Source organism: Pseudomonas sp. R3.Fl, from assembly GCF_023516765.1.
Classification (GTDB): Bacteria; Pseudomonadota; Gammaproteobacteria; order Pseudomonadales; family Pseudomonadaceae; genus Pseudomonas; species Pseudomonas citronellolis.
Genome location: NZ_JAMGSO010000001.1, coordinates 1,323,009 through 1,339,845 on the forward strand (window position 1 = coordinate 1,323,009; position 16,837 = coordinate 1,339,845).

At 64.0% G+C, this 16,837-nt stretch carries 13 protein-coding genes and 3 tRNA genes; 5 read left to right on the forward strand and 11 right to left on the reverse strand.

Annotation, left to right across the window (positions count from 1 at the left end):
* The first annotated feature begins 209 nt into the window (after positions 1-209).
* The gene (locus M8R19_RS05410; protein ID WP_249917247.1) at positions 210-980 is read left to right on the forward strand and encodes a DODA-type extradiol aromatic ring-opening family dioxygenase; all 771 of its coding nucleotides are present in this window, start codon (positions 210-212) and stop codon (positions 978-980) included.
* 523 nt (positions 981-1,503) lie between these two features.
* Here the strand turns inward: M8R19_RS05410 and M8R19_RS05415 are convergent.
* From M8R19_RS05415 to M8R19_RS05455, 9 genes are all read right to left on the reverse strand, one after another.
* On the reverse strand, positions 1,504-3,381 hold the full coding sequence (locus M8R19_RS05415) for a SurA N-terminal domain-containing protein (protein ID WP_074976905.1): 1,878 nt from the start codon (positions 3,379-3,381) through the stop codon (positions 1,504-1,506).
* Between the two features lie 229 nt (positions 3,382-3,610).
* A complete protein-coding gene (gene hupB / locus M8R19_RS05420; protein WP_003087931.1) occupies positions 3,611-3,883 on the reverse strand; it encodes a nucleoid-associated protein HU-beta in 273 nt (90 codons plus the stop codon).
* A gap of 136 nt (positions 3,884-4,019) precedes the next feature.
* A complete protein-coding gene (gene lon / locus M8R19_RS05425; RefSeq protein ID WP_069866442.1) occupies positions 4,020-6,416 on the reverse strand; it encodes an endopeptidase La in 2,397 nt (798 codons plus the stop codon).
* Between the two features lie 134 nt (positions 6,417-6,550).
* On the reverse strand, positions 6,551-7,831 hold the full coding sequence (clpX, locus tag M8R19_RS05430; RefSeq protein WP_009623458.1) for an ATP-dependent Clp protease ATP-binding subunit ClpX: 1,281 nt from the start codon (positions 7,829-7,831) through the stop codon (positions 6,551-6,553).
* 106 nt (positions 7,832-7,937) lie between these two features.
* The gene (clpP, locus tag M8R19_RS05435; protein ID WP_009623460.1) at positions 7,938-8,576 is read right to left on the reverse strand and encodes an ATP-dependent Clp endopeptidase proteolytic subunit ClpP; all 639 of its coding nucleotides are present in this window, start codon (positions 8,574-8,576) and stop codon (positions 7,938-7,940) included.
* Between the two features lie 91 nt (positions 8,577-8,667).
* Positions 8,668-9,978 (reverse strand): trigger factor, encoded by a 1,311-nt coding sequence (gene tig, locus M8R19_RS05440; RefSeq protein ID WP_116423664.1) that lies wholly within the window; start codon positions 9,976-9,978, stop codon positions 8,668-8,670.
* Positions 9,979-10,120: 142 nt separating this feature from the next.
* Positions 10,121-10,205 (reverse strand) — tRNA-Leu (locus M8R19_RS05445).
* A gap of 52 nt (positions 10,206-10,257) precedes the next feature.
* A tRNA-His gene (locus M8R19_RS05450) sits at positions 10,258-10,333 on the reverse strand.
* 29 nt (positions 10,334-10,362) lie between these two features.
* Positions 10,363-10,439, reverse strand: a tRNA-Arg gene (locus tag M8R19_RS05455).
* A gap of 264 nt (positions 10,440-10,703) precedes the next feature.
* Between M8R19_RS05455 and folD the strand changes: the two genes are divergently transcribed.
* The gene (gene folD / locus M8R19_RS05460) at positions 10,704-11,558 is read left to right on the forward strand and encodes a bifunctional methylenetetrahydrofolate dehydrogenase/methenyltetrahydrofolate cyclohydrolase FolD (protein WP_249917248.1); all 855 of its coding nucleotides are present in this window, start codon (positions 10,704-10,706) and stop codon (positions 11,556-11,558) included.
* A gap of 342 nt (positions 11,559-11,900) precedes the next feature.
* On the opposite strand, the gene cysS is transcribed toward folD, so the two are convergent.
* Positions 11,901-13,286 carry a cysteine--tRNA ligase gene (gene cysS, locus M8R19_RS05465; protein ID WP_249917249.1) on the reverse strand — a complete coding sequence of 462 codons (1,386 nt, stop codon included), beginning with the start codon at positions 13,284-13,286 and terminating at the stop codon, positions 11,901-11,903.
* On the reverse strand, positions 13,287-14,969 hold the full coding sequence (locus tag M8R19_RS05470) for a glutamine--tRNA ligase/YqeY domain fusion protein (protein WP_249917250.1): 1,683 nt from the start codon (positions 14,967-14,969) through the stop codon (positions 13,287-13,289). It abuts the gene before it with no gap.
* 123 nt (positions 14,970-15,092) lie between these two features.
* On the opposite strand from M8R19_RS05470, the gene M8R19_RS05475 reads away from it, so the two are divergent.
* The 3 genes from M8R19_RS05475 to M8R19_RS05485 all read left to right on the forward strand — a co-directional run bounded on the left by M8R19_RS05475 (position 15,093) and on the right by M8R19_RS05485 (position 16,618).
* The gene (locus tag M8R19_RS05475; protein ID WP_009623469.1) at positions 15,093-15,587 is read left to right on the forward strand and encodes a peptidylprolyl isomerase; all 495 of its coding nucleotides are present in this window, start codon (positions 15,093-15,095) and stop codon (positions 15,585-15,587) included.
* 4 nt (positions 15,588-15,591) lie between these two features.
* A complete protein-coding gene (gene lpxH, locus M8R19_RS05480; RefSeq protein ID WP_249917251.1) occupies positions 15,592-16,335 on the forward strand; it encodes a UDP-2,3-diacylglucosamine diphosphatase in 744 nt (247 codons plus the stop codon).
* 73 nt (positions 16,336-16,408) lie between these two features.
* On the forward strand, positions 16,409-16,618 hold the full coding sequence (locus M8R19_RS05485; RefSeq protein WP_043267162.1) for a YgdI/YgdR family lipoprotein: 210 nt from the start codon (positions 16,409-16,411) through the stop codon (positions 16,616-16,618).
* Positions 16,619-16,837 lie beyond the last annotated feature (219 nt).

Genomic DNA, 16,837 nt, shown 5'->3' on the forward strand with positions numbered 1-16,837 from the left:
TGCGACGCAGCCGGCAAAAACACCTCGGCAACCGCCACCACCCAGAACAGTCATGGGTTGGAGCGGCCAGTGGCCATCCAGGTTCCACCCGACCGTCGGCTCGGACACAGCCTAGCGGAATCGAATTAACGGATAGTTATGGTCGAAAACCTATACTGGATTTCGATTTATCCCAGCGGGAACATAACGCCATTCCCTGGAGGTGTTTCATGCTCCCTACCCTGTTCATATCCCACGGCTCCCCCATGCTGGCGCTGGAACCCGGTGCCAGTGCGGCGCCACTCAAGCGCCTGGCCAGCGAACTGCCCCGACCGAAGGCGATCCTGGTGGTATCGGCGCACTGGGAAACGCCGGACCTGCGCGTCACCGCCAATCCCCAGCCGGAGACCTGGCACGACTTCTATGGTTTCCCCCGCGCCCTCTACGAGGTCCAGTACCCCGCGCCCGGCGCCCCGGAGCTGGCCCAACGCGTCGTCGAACTGCTGGCCAGCCAGAACATCCCGGCCAGCCTGGACGTCGAGCGGCCACTGGACCACGGCGCCTGGGTGCCGCTGAGCCTGATGTACCCGGCCGCGGACATCCCGGTGCTGCAGCTGTCGCTGCCCAGCCGCCTCGGCCCGCGCCTGCAGGACCACGTCGGCAAGGCCCTGCGCCAGTTGCGCGAGGAAGGCATCCTGCTGATCGGCTCGGGCAGCATCACCCACAACCTCGGCGAACTGGACTGGCACGCCGGCCCCGAGGTGGTCGAACCCTGGGCCCGGGCCTTCCGCGACTGGATCGTCGAGAAGCTGGCGAGCAACGACGAAGCCGCGCTTTTCGACTATCGCCAGCAGGCGCCGTCGGCAACGCGAAACCACCCCAGCGACGAACACCTGCTGCCGCTGTACTTCGCCCGCGGCGCCGGCGGCCCCGCCATGCACATCGAGCACGCTGGCTTCACCCTGGGCGCGCTCGGGATGGATATCTACCGCTTCGGTTGAGTCTCGCCACGGCGGGAAGGATGGGGCAGTCCATGCGGCTATGGCGGTGGGTATCGCTTCGCTCAACCCATCCTACGTAGCGGCCCCGTGGGGCGCATAACACCTGCGGCGTTATCCGCTGATCGACTTACGGGTGGGAATGCCGGGCTTCAAGGCACCCTGTAGGAGCGGGCCCTGCCCGCGATTCGCGCGCAGGGCGCGCTCCTACATTGGAATGACATGGGTGGGGCAGCGTAGGAGCGGATCTCATCCGCGAATCGCGCCGGGGGGTTCTGGCTATCGCGGACAAGGTCCGCTCCGTTGCAGACGAGCACGGCTTCTCGTAGGAGCGAGCGTGCTCGCGAACAGACTCCGCTGCGGGGCTCATTCGCGAGCAAGAACTAGGCGTCCCCCTCGATCCTACGAAGAGCAATCTTGGCGAGGGCGCAGGGCGCGCTCCTACATGGGGATGGCATCGGTATGCGGCGGATACAAAAAAGGCGGAGCAGGTCACCCTGCTCCGCCTTTTCTCACAGCCGATGGATCAGTACTTCTCGACCTCGGCCTTGTCGCTCAGTTGACGACGGAAGGCGGCGAAGTCTTCCTGGCCGCTGCGCGAGGCGAGGAACTGGCGATACATGGCCTTCTCCTGGTCGCTCAGGGTGGCGCTCGGCTCGCTGACGCCGTTCAGGCGGATCAGCACGTAGTCGCCATTGCCCAGGGTCACGCCGGCGAAGGTCGGTTGCTCGGCCTTGGCCGGGCGCGCCATGCGGAACACTTCCTGGAGCAGCTGCGGATCGACGCCGTCCTGGCCACGGGAAGCGGCTTCCACCACTTTCCAGGTCTGGCCGCTCTGGGCCTGGGCCAGCGGCGTCTTGCCGTCGCGCAGGCCTGCCAGCAGGGCTTCGCCCTGTGCCTTGGCGGCATCGGCGGCATGCTGGTGCTGCAGCACTTCGCGGATGGAAGCGGTCACTTCCTCCAGGGTCTGCTGCTGCGGCTTGTGGTGCTCCTTGACGCGCAGCACCACCACGGTGTCCGGATCCAGCTCGATGGCGCCACTGTTGGCGCCATCCTCCAGCACCTCGGTGCTGAAGGCAGCCTGGACGACCTGGCGGTTGGCGGCGACGCCCTCGCCGCCCTCGCGGCCGAAGGGCTTGCTGGTCTCGACCTTCAGGCCCAGTTCCTGGGCCGGTTGGGCCAGGTCGGAGGCTTCGTAGGCGGAGCTTTCCAGCTGCTTGGTGGCGTCGACGAAGCGCTGCTCCACCAGTTGGCTCTTCAGGTCCTGTTCCAGCTTCGGCTTCAGGCTGGCGAAGCTCGGGACTTCCGGCGCCTGCACGCCCATCAGCTTGATCAGGTGCCAGCCGTACTGGGTACGCACCGGCTCCGACACATCGCCCTTGGCCTTCAGGCCGTAGAGCGCGTCCTCGAAGGCCGGATCGTAGACGCCACGGCCGGCATAGCCCAGGTCACCGCCGTTGTTGGCGGAGCCGACGTCGTTGGATTCCTCCTTGGCCAGCTTGGCGAAGTCCTCGCCCTTGGCCAGGCGCGCCTTGATCTCTTCGATCTTGGCCTTGGCCTGTGCATCGGTCTGCTTGGCGTTGACCTCGACGAGAATGTGCGCGGCGTCGCGCTGCTCGGAGAGACCGGCGATTTCCTTCTGGTACTGGGCCTGCAGGTCCTCGTCCTTGGCGACGACCTGGTTGAAGAAGGACGACTTCTTCAGCTCGATGTAGTCGATCACCACCTGGTCCGGGCTCATGAACTCGGCCTTGTGGGCGTCGTAGTAGGCCTTGATGTCGGCGTCCTCGACCTTGGCCTTGGCCGGATCGGCCTTGAAAGTCAGGGTGGCGAAGTCGCGGGTCTGCTTCTCCAGGCGGGCGAAGGCCTGCAGCTCGTTGTCGGTGACGAAGCCGGAGCCGGCGATGCCGGCGCGCAGTTGGCCGATGAGCATTTCCTGCTCGAGCATCTGGCGGAACTGCATGCGGGTGTAGCCGTTCTGGCGCAGCGCCTGGTCGAACTTGTCGGCGTTGAACTTGCCGTCGACCAGGAATTCGGGAGTCTGCAGGATCAGTTGGTCGACCTGCTGCTGGGTGAAGGCGAACTTGTCGTTCTGTGCGGCCTGGAGCAGCAGCTTGCGCTCGATCAGGCCCTTGAGTGCGGCGTCCTTGAGCAGCTTGTCGTCCAGGGTCGAGGCGTCGAAGTCCTTGCCCAGGCGCTGCTGCAGCTGGCGGCGCTGCATTTCCTGAGCCTGCTGCAGCTCGGGGATGCTGATGTCATCGCCATTGACCTTGGCAGCGACATTCTCATGATGGGTAGCCCGGATGATGGCATCGAAACCGGTCAGCGCCATCAGCACGACGATGACACCGATGATGGTCTTGGCGATCCAGCCCTGGGAATTGTCCCTGATGTTTTGCAGCATGCGGCCCCCAAAAGCGGCCACGCACCTGCCGTCAGTGTCGGCGAGGCGTGGGTATTTAAGATGCGGATATGAGAAAGGCGCATCCGAGGATGCGCCTTCTCGCAACTGGCGGAGCTAGCGGGCTAGGCCCGCGACCCCCGGCGATGCGGGATGGTAACCCATCCCGAGCGCCGCTCCGCGGCCGATCCGACGCTAGGTCGGACCGGACAGGTCAAGTCCAGAAAGACGCTTAGTTGACAGCATCCTTCAGGGCTTTACCGGCTTTGAAGCCCGGGATCTTAGCGGCAGCGATCTTGATCGGCTTGCCGGTTTGCGGGTTGCGACCGGTGCGGGCAGCACGCTCTTTGACAGCGAAGGTGCCGAAGCCAACCAGTACGACGGAGTCACCCGCCTTCAGGGCGCCAGTGACGGACTCGATTACCGCGTCCAGAGCGCGACCGGCAACAGCTTTCGGGATATCAGCAGATGCGGCAATTGCATCGATCAGTTCCGACTTGTTCACTCTAAGTCCCCTTATTTCTGTTGAGTATGTTTCTATGTGTTAGGTGTAAGCAAAAGCAGGTGCTGGTTTGCCAACTGACAAAGCAAGTGCCGCTTTATAACAAGGGCCCAAAAACAGTGTCAAGAAAGCCCCCCGGCTAATGCGTGCTGATTCGCTCCTTGGAATCAGACTCGCGTTTTTCATCCTTTGCAACCATCTCGGGAGCCGCATCGGGCAAGGGCTCCGGCGTGTATTGCAGCGCAATTTGCAGGACCTCGTCAATCCATTTAACCGGTTTAATAACGAGATCTGCCTTAATGTTATCCGGAATTTCCTTGAGATCACGGACATTTTCTTCGGGGATGATCACGGTTTTGATTCCCCCGCGGTGGGCCGCCAGAAGTTTTTCCTTGAGCCCGCCGATGGCCAGCACCTGGCCGCGCAGGGTGATCTCGCCGGTCATGGCGACGTCCGCGCGCACCGGGATCTGGGTGATCGCCGAGACCAGCGCGGTGCACATGCCGATGCCGGCGCTGGGGCCGTCCTTGGGCGTGGCGCCTTCCGGAACGTGGATATGGATATCGTGTTTTTCGTGGAAGTCCGCCGGAATTCCCAGACTTTTCGCACGACTACGAACGACGGTCAGCGCAGCGGTAATGGACTCCGCCATCACGTCGCCCAGCGAACCGGTCTTGGTCAGCGCGCCCTTGCCGGGGACGATGGCCGACTCGATGGTCAGTAGTTCGCCGCCCACCTGGGTCCAGGCCAGCCCGGTGACCTGGCCGATCTGGTCCTGCTGCTCGGCAAGGCCATAGCGGAACTTGCGCACGCCCAGGTAGTTCTCCAGGGTCTCGGTGGTGACCTTGGCCTCGATGCGCTTGGCCCTGGCCCCCTCCTTCACCGCCTTGCGGCAGACCTTGGCGATCTGCCGCTCCAGGCTGCGCACGCCCGCCTCGCGGGTGTAGTAGCGGATGATGTCGCGGATGGCCGCTTCGTCGAAGGTCAGCTCGCCCTTCTTGAGACCATTGGCCGCAGTCTGCTTCGGTACAAGATATTTCGAGGCGATGTTGACCTTCTCGTCCTCGGTGTAGCCCGGCAGGCGGATGACTTCCATGCGGTCCAGCAGCGGGGCCGGGATGTTCATGGAGTTGGCGGTGCAGAGGAACATCACGTCCGAGAGGTCGTAGTCGACTTCCAGGTAGTGGTCGTTGAAGTTGTGGTTCTGCTCCGGGTCCAGTACCTCCAGCAGCGCCGAGGCCGGGTCGCCGCGCATGTCGCTGCCCATCTTGTCGATCTCGTCGAGCAGGAACAGCGGGTTGCGCACGCCCACCTTGGTCATCTTCTGGATCAGGCGGCCGGGCATGGAGCCGATGTAGGTACGGCGGTGGCCGCGGATCTCGGCCTCGTCACGCACGCCGCCCAGGGCCATGCGCACGAACTTGCGGTTGGTGGCGCGGGCGATGGACTCGGCCAGCGAGGTCTTGCCCACGCCGGGCGGGCCGACCAGGCAGAGCACCGGGCCCTTGACCTTCTTCACACGCTTCTGCACGGCGAGGTATTCGAGGATGCGTTCCTTGACCTCTTCCAGACCGTAGTGGTCGGTGTCGAGGATGTCCTCGGCCTTGTCCAGGTCGTGGCGCACCTTGCTCTCGGCCTTCCACGGCACGTTCACCAGCCAGTCGATGTACGAGCGCACCACGGTGGCCTCGGCGGACATCGGCGACATCTGCTTGAGCTTGTTCAGCTCGGCATTGGCCTTGGTCAGCGCCTCCTTGGTCAGGCCGGCGGCGTCGATGCGCTTCTTCAGCTCCTCGACCTCGTTGTGGCCCTCGTCGATGTCGCCCAGCTCCTTCTGGATGGCCTTCATCTGTTCGTTCAGGTAGTACTCGCGCTGGCTGCGCTCCATCTGCTTCTTCACGCGGCCGCGGATGCGCTTCTCGACCTGCAGCAGGTCGATCTCGGCATCCAGCATGGCCAGCACGTGCTCGACGCGGGCGGCCAGCTCGGTGATTTCGAGGATTTCCTGCTTCTGCTCGATCTTCAGGGCCATGTGCGCGGCCATGGTGTCGACTAGGCGGCCCGGCTCGTCGATGCTGTTCAGCGACGACAGCACTTCCGCCGGCACCTTCTTGCCCAGTTGCACGTACTGCTCGAACTGGCTCAGCAGGCTGCGGATGAAGACCTCGGACTCGCGCTCGCCGACCGGCGCCTCGTCGATGATCGAGACTTCGGCGCGGCAATGGGCGTCTTCGTCGATGAAACGCTCGACATGGCCACGCTGCTCGCCCTCCACCAGGACCTTCACGGTGCCGTCGGGCAGCTTCAGCAGTTGCAGCACGGTGGCCACGGTGCCCATGCGGTACAGGCCGTCTTCGCCCGGGTCGTCGTCGGCGGGGTTCTTCTGCGCCAGCAGGAGGATCTGCTTGTCGCTGGTCATCGCGGCCTCCAGGGCCTCGATGGATTTCTCGCGCCCCACGAACAGGGGGATGACCATGTGCGGATAGACCACTACGTCACGCAGGGGAAGCAGGGGCAACTCGACGAGTGTTTTCATGATATTCGGCTCTACAGCGGCACTTGGCCAAAAAAGATGGGGTTAGACCCTTGGGCCTAAGATGGGGTTAGGCCAGGGAAAAAACAAGCGCGGTAGACGGGAAGGAAAAAGGGGGCCCGAAGGCCCCCTTTTCTTTATGCCTCAGGCGCAGCCTTGGCAGGCTGCTCGCTGTTCTCGTAGATCAGCAGTGGCTGGGACGAGCCGTCGATGACGCTCTCGTCGATGACCACCTTGCTGACCTCGGTCTGCGAGGGGATTTCGTACATGGTGTCGAGCAGGATGCCTTCGAGGATCGAGCGCAGGCCGCGGGCGCCGGTCTTGCGCTCCAGGGCCCTGCGGGCGACGGCCTTGAGGGCGTCCGGGCGGAACTCCAGGTCCACGCCTTCCATCTCGAACAGCCGGGCGTACTGCTTGGTGAGGGCGTTCTTCGGCTCGGTGAGGATCTGCATCAGCGCCGCCTCGTCGAGCTCGTCGAGGGTGGCGATGATCGGCAGACGGCCGACGAATTCCGGGATCAGGCCGAACTTGACCAGGTCTTCGGGCTCAACTTCGCGCAGGGCCTCGCCGACCTTCTTGCCCATCTCCTGGCTGCGCACTTCGGCGCTGAAGCCGATGCCGCCCTTGGTGGAACGGTTCTGGATGACCTTTTCCAGGCCGGCGAACGCGCCACCGCAGATGAACAGGATGTTGCGGGTATCGACCTGCAGGAACTCCTGCTGCGGGTGCTTGCGGCCGCCCTGGGGCGGAACCGAGGCGACGGTGCCTTCGATCAGCTTCAGCAGGGCCTGCTGCACACCTTCGCCGGACACGTCACGGGTGATGGACGGGTTGTCCGACTTGCGCGAGATCTTGTCGATCTCGTCGATGTAGACGATGCCCATCTGGGCCTTCTCTACGTCGTAGTCGCACTTCTGCAGCAGCTTCTGGATGATGTTCTCGACGTCCTCGCCCACGTAGCCGGCTTCGGTCAGGGTGGTGGCGTCGGCGATGGTGAAAGGCACGTTCAGCAGGCGCGCGAGGGTCTCGGCGAGCAGCGTCTTGCCCGAGCCGGTCGGCCCGATCAGCAGGATGTTGCTCTTGCCCAGCTCGACATCGTCCTTGCGGTCGCGCTGATTCAGGCGCTTGTAGTGGTTGTAGACCGCTACCGCCAGGGTTTTCTTGGCACGTTCCTGACCGATCACGTACTGATCGAGGATGGAACGGATCTCTTTCGGCGCCGGAAGCTTGTGCGCGCTACTCTCCGCCTGTGCTTCCTGCACCTCCTCGCGGATGATGTCGTTGCACAGGTCGACGCACTCGTCGCAGATAAAGACCGAGGGGCCGGCAATCAACTTGCGCACTTCGTGCTGGCTCTTGCCGCAGAAGGAGCAATACAGCAGCTTGCCGTTGTCCTCGCCGTTGCGGGTGTCAGTCATTAGATCGTTCCAGTCGGATAGGCTTGAAACACAAGATGAAGGCAAATGCGGGCATTTTCAAGCCCGCGAAACGGCCGGTCGCCCGGCCGTGTTCGAGCGGAAAGACTCAGGCGGCCGAGGGGCGCTGAGTGTAAACCTGATCGATCAGACCATATTGCACCGCTTCCTCGCCGCTCATGAAGCGGTCGCGGTCGGTGTCGCGGGCGATGACGTCCAGCGGCTGGCCGGTGTGGTGCGCCAGCACCTGGTTCAGGCGCTCCTTGATGAAGAGGATTTCCTTGGCGTGGATCTCGATGTCCGAGGCCTGGCCCTGGAAGCCGCCCAGCGGCTGGTGGATCATCATCCGCGAGTGCGGCAGGCAGTAGCGCTTGCCGGCGGCGCCGCCCGCCAGGAGCAGTGCGCCCATGCTGCAGGCCTGGCCGACGCAGATGGTCGACACGTCCGGCTTGATGAACTGCATGGTGTCGTAGATCGACATGCCGGCAGTCACCGAACCGCCCGGCGAGTTGATGTACAGGTGGATGTCCTTGTCCGGGTTCTCGGCTTCGAGGAACAGCAGCTGGGCCACCACCAGGTTGGCCATGTAGTCCTCGACCTGGCCGACCAGGAAGATGATCCGCTCCTTCAGCAGGCGCGAATAGATGTCGTAGGAACGCTCACCGCGGGCGGACTGCTCCACCACCATCGGCACCAGGCCACCGGCGGCCTGGATGTTCGGAACTTGCGGCATGAAGGTATTCGGCATGTCCGACGATCACTCCCTAATGAAATAGATATGTCTCAAAGACATAAGCCAGCCCGAGGGCTGGCTTATGACGATCGAACGAAGGGTTGGATCAGGCCGCTACAGGAGCTTCAGCAGGCTTGACCGCGTCTTCGTAGGATACCTGCTTATCGGTCACTTTGGCCTTCTGCAGGACAGTATCTACAACTTGTTCTTCCAGTACAACCGAGCGCACTTCGTTCAACTGCTGGTCGTTCTTGTAGTACCAGGCGACCACTTGCTCGGGCTCCTGGTAGGCCGAGGCCATCTCTTCGATCATCTCGCGAACGCGGGCTTCGTCGGCCTTCAGCTCGTGCTGCTTGACCAGCTCGGCGACGATCAGGCCCAGGACCACGCGGCGCTTGGCCTGCTCTTCGAACAGCTCGGCCGGCAGTTGCTCGGGCTTGATGTTGCCGCCGAACTGCTGGACGGCCTGCACGCGCAGACGGTTCACTTCGTTGCCGATCAGGGCCTTGGGCACTTCGATCGGGTTGGCGCCCACCAGGCCTTCCATCACCTGGTTCTTCACCTTGGACTTGATGGCCTGGCGCAGCTCGCGCTCCATGTTCTTGCGCACTTCGGCGCGGAAGCCTTCCAGGGTGCTTTCCTTGATGCCGAACAGGGCGAAGAACTCTTCGTTCAGTTCCGGCAGCTTGGGCTCGCTGACAGTGTTCACGGTGACGGTGAACTCGGCGGCCTTGCCGGCCAGGTCGAGGTTCTGGTAGTCCTCGGGGAAGCTCAGGTTGAGCACGCGCTCTTCACCGGCCTTGGCGCCGACCAGGCCTTCTTCGAAGCCCGGGATCATGCGGCCGGAGCCCAGCACCAGCAGGGTGCCCTTGGCCGAACCGCCGGCGAAGGCTTCGCCGTCGATCTTGCCGACGAAGTCGATGTTCAGCTGGTCGTCGTTCTGCGCGGCGCGCTCGACGGCCTCGAAGCGGGTGTTCTGCTTGCGCAGGATTTCCAGCATGTTGTCGACGTCGGCGTCGGCCACGTCGGCCTGCAGGCGCTCGACCTCGATGCCGTCGAAGCCGGCAACCTGGAATTCCGGGAAGACTTCGAAGGTGGCCACGTATTCCAGGCCCTTCTCCTTCTCGAACACTTTCGGCTCGACGGACGGAGCGCCAGCCGGGTTCAGCTTCTGCTCGACCACGGCTTCGTAGAAGGTTTCCTGGATCAGGTCACCGAGGGCTTCCTGACGAGCGGCGGCTTCGTAGCGCTGGCGGATCACGCTCATCGGCACCTTGCCGGGACGGAAGCCGGGAACCTTGGCGCGACGAGCGGTCTGCTGCAGACGCTTGTTGACTTCGGTCTCGATGCGCTCGGCCGGCACGCCAACGGTCATGCGGCGCTCAAGAGCGGAGGTGCTTTCAACGGAAACTTGCATGGATATTCCTCGTGGCACAGACGTAAGCCGGTCCTTCCGGCTCCCAGAATCAAGGGCAAGCATTCTAGTCACAAGAAATGCAGAAGTCACCCAGGCTGAAAGCGGCGGAAATACTCGGGCTGCGAGAGCTTCTGGAAAAGAATGGTGCGGACGGAGAGACTCGAACTCTCACAGCTTGCGCCACCGGAACCTAAATCCGGCGTGTCTACCAATTTCACCACGTCCGCAGGGAACCGCAGAAACGAAAACGCCAGGCTCGGGGCCTGGCGCTTCGGAATATGGGGTGGACGATGGGAATCGAACCCACGACACCAGGAGCCACAATCCTGTGCTCTACCAACTGAGCTACGCCCACCATATTACATGCTTCACCGAACGCCAGTATGGCGCACCCGGCAGGACTCGAACCTGCGACCATCCGCTTAGAAGGCGGATGCTCTATCCAGCTGAGCTACGGGCGCTTTAGTGGCTGCAACCCTTGCTAAGCAGATCAGTGGAAACCACTGAACCGGTTTGCACTGCCTTGGCTTTCTTGCTTCAGGCTGTGCTCGGCAAGCGGGGCGCATGTTAGCGACGAGCCCTACCCTCGTCAACGGTTTTTTTAAAAAAATTTCAAAGAGATAAAGGGGTTACGGCAAATCGGGGACGACGCGCCTTTGCCTTATGAAAGCAGCGTGCGAAAATGCGCGTCCTTTTTTCCCCGTCTCTATGGTTGCTCCTCCGACATGACCGCAAAACTGATCGACGGCAAAGCGATCGCCGCCAGCCTCCGCCAGCAGATAGCCCAACGCGTCGCCGAGCGCCGCCAGCAGGGGCTGCGCATTCCCGGCCTGGCAGTGATCCTGGTCGGCAGCGATCCGGCTTCCCAAGTCTACGTCGCGCACAAGCGCAAGGACTGCGAGGAAGTGGGCTTCCTGTCCCAGGCCTACGACCTGCCGGAAAGCACCACCCAGGAAGAACTGCTGGGCTTGATCGACCGCCTCAACGCCGACCCGGCGATCGACGGCATCCTGGTCCAGCTGCCCCTGCCCGCCCACCTCGACGCCTCGCAGCTGCTGGAGCGCATCAACCCGGACAAGGACGTGGACGGCTTCCACCCGTTCAACGTCGGCCGCCTGGCCCAGCGCATCCCGCTGCTGCGCCCGTGCACCCCGAAAGGCATCATGACCCTGCTGCAAAGCACCGGCGCCGACCTGTACGGCATGGACGCGGTGGTGGTGGGCGCCTCCAACATCGTCGGCCGCCCCATGGCCCTGGAGCTGCTGCTGGCCGGCTGCACCGTGACCGTCACCCACCGCTTCACCCGCGACCTGGCCGACCACGTGCGCCGCGCCGACCTGGTGGTGGTGGCTGCCGGCAAGCCGGGCCTGGTCAAGGGCGAGTGGATCAAGGAAGGCGCCATCGTCATCGACGTGGGCATCAACCGCCAGGCCGACGGCCGGCTGGTGGGCGACGTGGAATATGAAGTGGCGGCCGAGCGCGCCAGTTGGATCACTCCGGTGCCGGGCGGCGTAGGCCCGATGACCCGCGCTTGCCTGCTGGAGAACACCCTGTACGCTGCGGAAGAGCTGCACGTCTGACCGGCAGCCCTGCCCCGACGGGAAAAGGCCGCATCCGCGGCCTTTTTTTCATGGCGAAACCATTGCCTCCCGGCAACCTGTAGGAGCAGGCCCTGCCTGCGATTCGCGCGCAGGGCGCGCTCCTACAGGGGATAGCGCGCTGGGACGTCCGGCCATCGCGGACAAGGTCCGCTCCTACGTTGCAGGTGGGCCCGGCTTTTCGTAGGAGCGAGCTTGCTCGCGAACAGACTCCGCAGCGGGGCTCATTCGCGAGCAAGCTCGCTCCTACGAAGAGCACTTTGGTGCGACCGGCGAGGCAGAAAAAAGGCCGCATCAGCGGCCTTCTTTCCTTTCAGCGGTGGATCACTCGGCCAAACGCCAGGTGGTGCCACCCTTGCCGTCTTCCAGAACCACGCCCATGGCCGTCAGCTCGTCACGGATGCGGTCCGACTCGGCCCAGTTCTTCGCCGCGCGGGCTTCCAGGCGGGCCTGGATCAGCGCTTCCACCTGGGCGGCGTCGACCTTGCCGGCGGCGCCGGCCTGAAGGAAGGCATCCGGCTCCAGCTGCAGCACGCCCAGCAGGCCAGCCAGTTCGCGAAGCTTCGCCGCCAGGGTCGCTGCGGCCTGCAGGCCGGCCTCGCGCAGACGGTTCACTTCGCGGGCCATCTCGAACAGCACGGCAACGGCTTCCGGGGTATTGAAGTCATCGTCCATGGCCTCCGCGAAACGCTCGGCGAAGGCTTCGCCACCGGCCGCCTCGACCTCGGGCAGGCCACGCAGCGCGGTGTAGAAGCGTTCCAGCGCGCCCTTGGCTTCCTTGAGGTTGTCCTCGGAGTAGTTGATCGGGCTGCGGTAGTGGCTGGACACCAGCAGGAAGCGCACCACCTCGGGGTGGTACTTCTCCAGCACCTCGCGGATGGTGAAGAAGTTGCCCAGGGACTTGGACATCTTCTCGCCGTCCACGCGCACCGCACCGGCGTGCATCCAGGTGGCCGCGTAGGGCTTGCCGGTGGCCGCCTCGCTCTGGGCGATCTCGTTCTCGTGGTGCGGGAACACCAGGTCAGGGCCGCCGCCGTGGATGTCGAAGGTCTCGCCCAGGCAGCAGGTGGACATCACCGAGCACTCGATGTGCCAGCCCGGGCGCCCGGCGCCCCAGGGCGATTCCCAGCTCGGCTCGCCGGGCTTGGCCGCCTTCCACAGGACGAAGTCCAGCGGGTCTTCCTTGGATTCGTCGACCTCGATGCGCGCGCCGATGCGCAGGTCTTCGATCTTCTTGCGCGACAGCTTGCCGTAGCCGACGAACTTGCCGACGCGGTAGTAGACGTCGCCGTTGCCCGGGGCGTAGGCGAAGCCCTTGTCGATCAGCGTCTGGATCATCGCGTGCATGCCGGCGATGTGGCCGGTGGCGCGCGGCTCGATGTCCGGGCGCAGCACCGACAGGCGCGCCTCGTCCTCGTGCATCGCGGCGATCATGCGTTCGGTCAGGGCGTCGAAGGGCTCGCCGTTCTCCTGGGCGCGACGGATGATCTTGTCGTCGATGTCGGTAATGTTGCGCACGTAGGTCAGCTCATAGCCGCGCTGGCGCAGCCAGCGGGCGATGACGTCGAAGGCGACCATGACGCGGGCGTGGCCGATGTGGCAGAAGTCGTACACGGTCATCCCGCACACGTACATGCGCACCTGGTTGCCGACCAGCGGCTGGAACGGCTCCTTGACCTTGCTCAGGGTGTTGTAGACGGAAAGCGCCATTTACTGCCCCCAGGAATCGCGCAGGGTCACGGTGCGGTTGAAGACCAGGGCGCCGGCCTTGGAATCCTTGCTGTCGGCGCAGAAGTAGCCTTCGCGCTCGAACTGGAAGCGCTCCTCGGCGCCGGCGCTGGCCAGCGACGGCTCGGCGCGGCAACCCTTGAGCACCACCAGGGAGTCGGGGTTGATGTTGTCGAGGAAGCTGCCGCTTTCCTCGGCCTTCTCCGGGTTGGCCGAGCGGAACAGCCGGTCGTACAAGCGCACTTCGCACTCCACGCTCTCGGCGGCCGGCACCCAGTGGATCACGCCCTTGACCTTGCGGCCTTCCGGGTTCTTGCCCAGGGTGTTCTCGTCGTAGCTGCAGCGCAGTTCGACGATGTTGCCGGCGGCGTCCTTGATGGCTTCGTCGGCGCGGATCACGTAGCTGCCGCGCAGGCGCACTTCGCCCCCGGGGATCAGGCGCTTGTAGCCGGCCGGCGGGACTTCCTCGAAGTCGCCGGCGTCGATGTAGATCTCGCGGCTGAACGGCAGCACGCGCACGCCCATGTCCTGCTTCGGATGGCGCGGCAGTTCGAGGTTCTCGACCTGGCCTTCGGGGTAGTTGGTGATGACCACCTTCAGCGGCTTGAGCACGCACATGGCGCGCGCGGCGTTGGCGTCCAGGTCGTCGCGGATGGCGAATTCCAGCATGCCGATGTCGACCACGCCACCGGCGCGGTTCACGCCGATCATGTCGCAGAAGTTGCGGATCGAGGCCGGGGTGTAGCCGCGGCGGCGATAGCCGGAGAGGGTCGACATGCGCGGGTCATCCCAGCCGCTCACGTGGCCTTCGTCGACCAGTTGCTTGAGCTTGCGCTTGCTGGTGATGGTGTAGTTCAGGTTCAGCCGGGCGAATTCGTACTGGCGCGGCTGCGCCGGCACCGGCAGGTTGGCCAGGAACCACTCGTACAGCGGGCGATGGTCCTCGAACTCCAGGGTGCAGATGGAGTGGGTGATGCCCTCGATGGCGTCCGACTGCCCGTGGGTGAAGTCGTAGCTGGGGTAGATGCACCACTTGTCGCCGGTCTGGTGGTGGTGGGCGTGGCGGATGCGGTAGAGAATCGGGTCGCGCAGGTTGATGTTCGGCGAAGCCATGTCGATCTTCGCCCGCAGCGACTTGGCGCCGTCGGCGAACTCGCCGGCCTTCATGCGCGCGAACAGGTCGAGGTTCTCCTCCACCGAGCGCTCGCGGAACGGGCTGTTCCTGCCCGGCTCGGTCAGGCTGCCGCGGTATTGGCGCATCTCTTCGGCATTGAGGTCGCAGACGAAGGCCTTGCCGGCCTTGATCAGGTCCACCGCCCAGGCATGCAACTGGTCGAAATAGTCGGAGGCGAAGCGCACCGGGCCGGCCCACTGGAAGCCCAGCCACTTCACGTCGGCCTCGATGGCGTCGATGTATTCCTGGTCTTCCTTCGCCGGGTTGGTGTCGTCGAAGCGCAGGTGGCAGTCGCCGCCGAAGTCACGGGCCAGGCCGAAGTTCAGGCAGATCGACTTGGCGTGGCCGATGTGCAGGTAACCGTTGGGCTCCGGCGGGAAGCGGGTGACGATCTTCTGGTGCTTGCCGCTGTCCAGGTCTGCCTGGACGATGGGGCGCAGGAAGTTGGCGGCGACAGTGGCTTCTTTCGAATCGGCGGTGGGCTTGCTCATGGTGTCCTTGATCGTTACTGACGTTCGGCCAGGGTAGGCCGGCCAAACCAAAGCGCTTATCATAGCCGAAGCTGTCAACCCCCTGACAGGCCTTCGATTTTCCCGACAGAGTGGAATCCCCTCATGATCAAGCTGCACACCAACCATGGCGTCATCACCCTGGAACTCTTCGAAGACAAGGCCCCGGAGACCGTGGCCAACTTCAAGGAGTACGTGAAGAGCGGTCATTACGACAACACCATCTTCCACCGCGTGATCAACAACTTCATGATCCAGGGCGGCGGTTTCGAACCGGGCATGAAGCAGAAGAGCACCCGCGCCCCGATCAAGAACGAGGCCAACAACGGCGTCGGCAACAAGGTCGGCACCGTGGCCATGGCCCGCACCATGGAGCCGCACTCGGCCAGCGCGCAGTTCTTCATCAACGTCGCCGACAACGACTTCCTCAACCACAGCGCGCCGACCGTGCAGGGCTGGGGCTACTGCGTGTTCGGCCAGGTAGTGGACGGCATGGACGTGGTCAACAAGATCAAGGGCGTGGCCACCACCATGCGCGCCGGCCACCAGGACGTGCCGAGCGAAGACGTGATCATCGAGAAGGCCGAGATCGTCGAGTGAGTCGATGAGCGTCCTGTTCATCTCGGACCTGCATCTCGAAGCGGAACGCCCGGACATCACCCGGGCGTTCTTGCATTTCCTGCGCAGCCGCGCCCGCCAGGCCGAAGCGCTCTACATCCTCGGCGACTTCTTCGAGGCCTGGATCGGCGACGACGGCATGGACGAGTTCCAGCATTCCATCGCCCGCGCCCTGCGCGAACTGGCCGATAGCGGTACGCGCATCTACCTGATGCACGGCAACCGCGACTTCCTGATCGGCAAGGCATTCTGCCGCGAAGCCGGCTGCACCCTGCTGCGCGACCCCAGCCTCATCGAGCTGAACGGCGAAAAAGTGCTGCTGATGCACGGCGACAGCCTGTGCACCCTGGACGTCGGCTACATGAAGCTGCGCCGCTGGCTGCGCAATCCGGTCTCGCTGTTCGTCCTGCGCAACCTGCCGCTTTCGAAGCGCCACCAATTGGCGCGCAAGCTGCGCAAGGAAAGCCGCGCACAGACGCGCATGAAGGCCAGCGAGATCGTCGACGTGACGCCGGACGAGGTGCTGAAGGTCATGCGCCAGCATGGCGTGCGCACCCTGATCCACGGCCACACCCATCGCCCGGCGGTGCACGAGTTGCAGCTAGACGGCCAGCCGGCCCGGCGCATCGTCCTCGGCGACTGGGACCGTCAAGGCTGGGCCCTGCAGGCCGACGCCAACGGCCTGCACCAGGCGCCCTTCAGTCTCGAAGCGGAGCCGTCCGGCCACTGACGCGGATCAACTTCATGGCCCCGGGCCAGCAGCTATGCTCAATCCATCCATAGCCGCATCGTCCGGGATCGCCATGAAAAAACACCTGTTGCTCGCCGCTTGCCTGCTCGCCCTCGCCGGTTGTTCCAGCGAGTACATCATCAGCACTGCCGATGGCCAGATGATCACTACCGACAACAAGCCGAAGCTGGACAAGGCCAGCGGGATGATTCGCTTCGAGGATTCCGAGGGCAAGGAGCAGATGATTCCGCAGTCGCAGATTCGGCAGATCATCGAGCGCTGAAGGCGCCCCCATTGCATGGGGCGTTATCCACCAATCGCGGACGGAGTCCGCTCCTACGCCCGTGCTTTGCAACTGTCTTGCCGGCTGCACCGAGGCGCTCTTCGTAGGATGGGTTGAGCCTTGGCGAAACCCATGCGGTCGTGACGATGGGTATCGCTTCGCTCAACATCATCCTACGCGGCGTCGTGTTTACCGGTGAGGTAGGAGCAACTGTCTTGC

Coding starts and splice junctions, on each gene's coding strand:
- M8R19_RS05410 (WP_249917247.1), top strand. CDS start 210: ATGCTCCCTACCCTGTTCATATCCCACGGCTCCCCCATGCTGGCGCTG.
- M8R19_RS05415 (WP_074976905.1), bottom strand. CDS start 3,381: ATGCTGCAAAACATCAGGGACAATTCCCAGGGCTGGATCGCCAAGACC.
- lon (WP_069866442.1), bottom strand. CDS start 6,416: ATGAAAACACTCGTCGAGTTGCCCCTGCTTCCCCTGCGTGACGTAGTG.
- clpX (WP_009623458.1), bottom strand. CDS start 7,831: ATGACTGACACCCGCAACGGCGAGGACAACGGCAAGCTGCTGTATTGC.
- clpP (WP_009623460.1), bottom strand. CDS start 8,576: ATGCCGAATACCTTCATGCCGCAAGTTCCGAACATCCAGGCCGCCGGT.
- tig (WP_116423664.1), bottom strand. CDS start 9,978: ATGCAAGTTTCCGTTGAAAGCACCTCCGCTCTTGAGCGCCGCATGACC.
- folD (WP_249917248.1), top strand. CDS start 10,704: ATGACCGCAAAACTGATCGACGGCAAAGCGATCGCCGCCAGCCTCCGC.
- cysS (WP_249917249.1), bottom strand. CDS start 13,286: ATGGCGCTTTCCGTCTACAACACCCTGAGCAAGGTCAAGGAGCCGTTC.
- M8R19_RS05470 (WP_249917250.1), bottom strand. CDS start 14,969: ATGAGCAAGCCCACCGCCGATTCGAAAGAAGCCACTGTCGCCGCCAAC.
- M8R19_RS05475 (WP_009623469.1), top strand. CDS start 15,093: ATGATCAAGCTGCACACCAACCATGGCGTCATCACCCTGGAACTCTTC.
- lpxH (WP_249917251.1), top strand. CDS start 15,592: ATGAGCGTCCTGTTCATCTCGGACCTGCATCTCGAAGCGGAACGCCCG.
- M8R19_RS05485 (WP_043267162.1), top strand. CDS start 16,409: ATGAAAAAACACCTGTTGCTCGCCGCTTGCCTGCTCGCCCTCGCCGGT.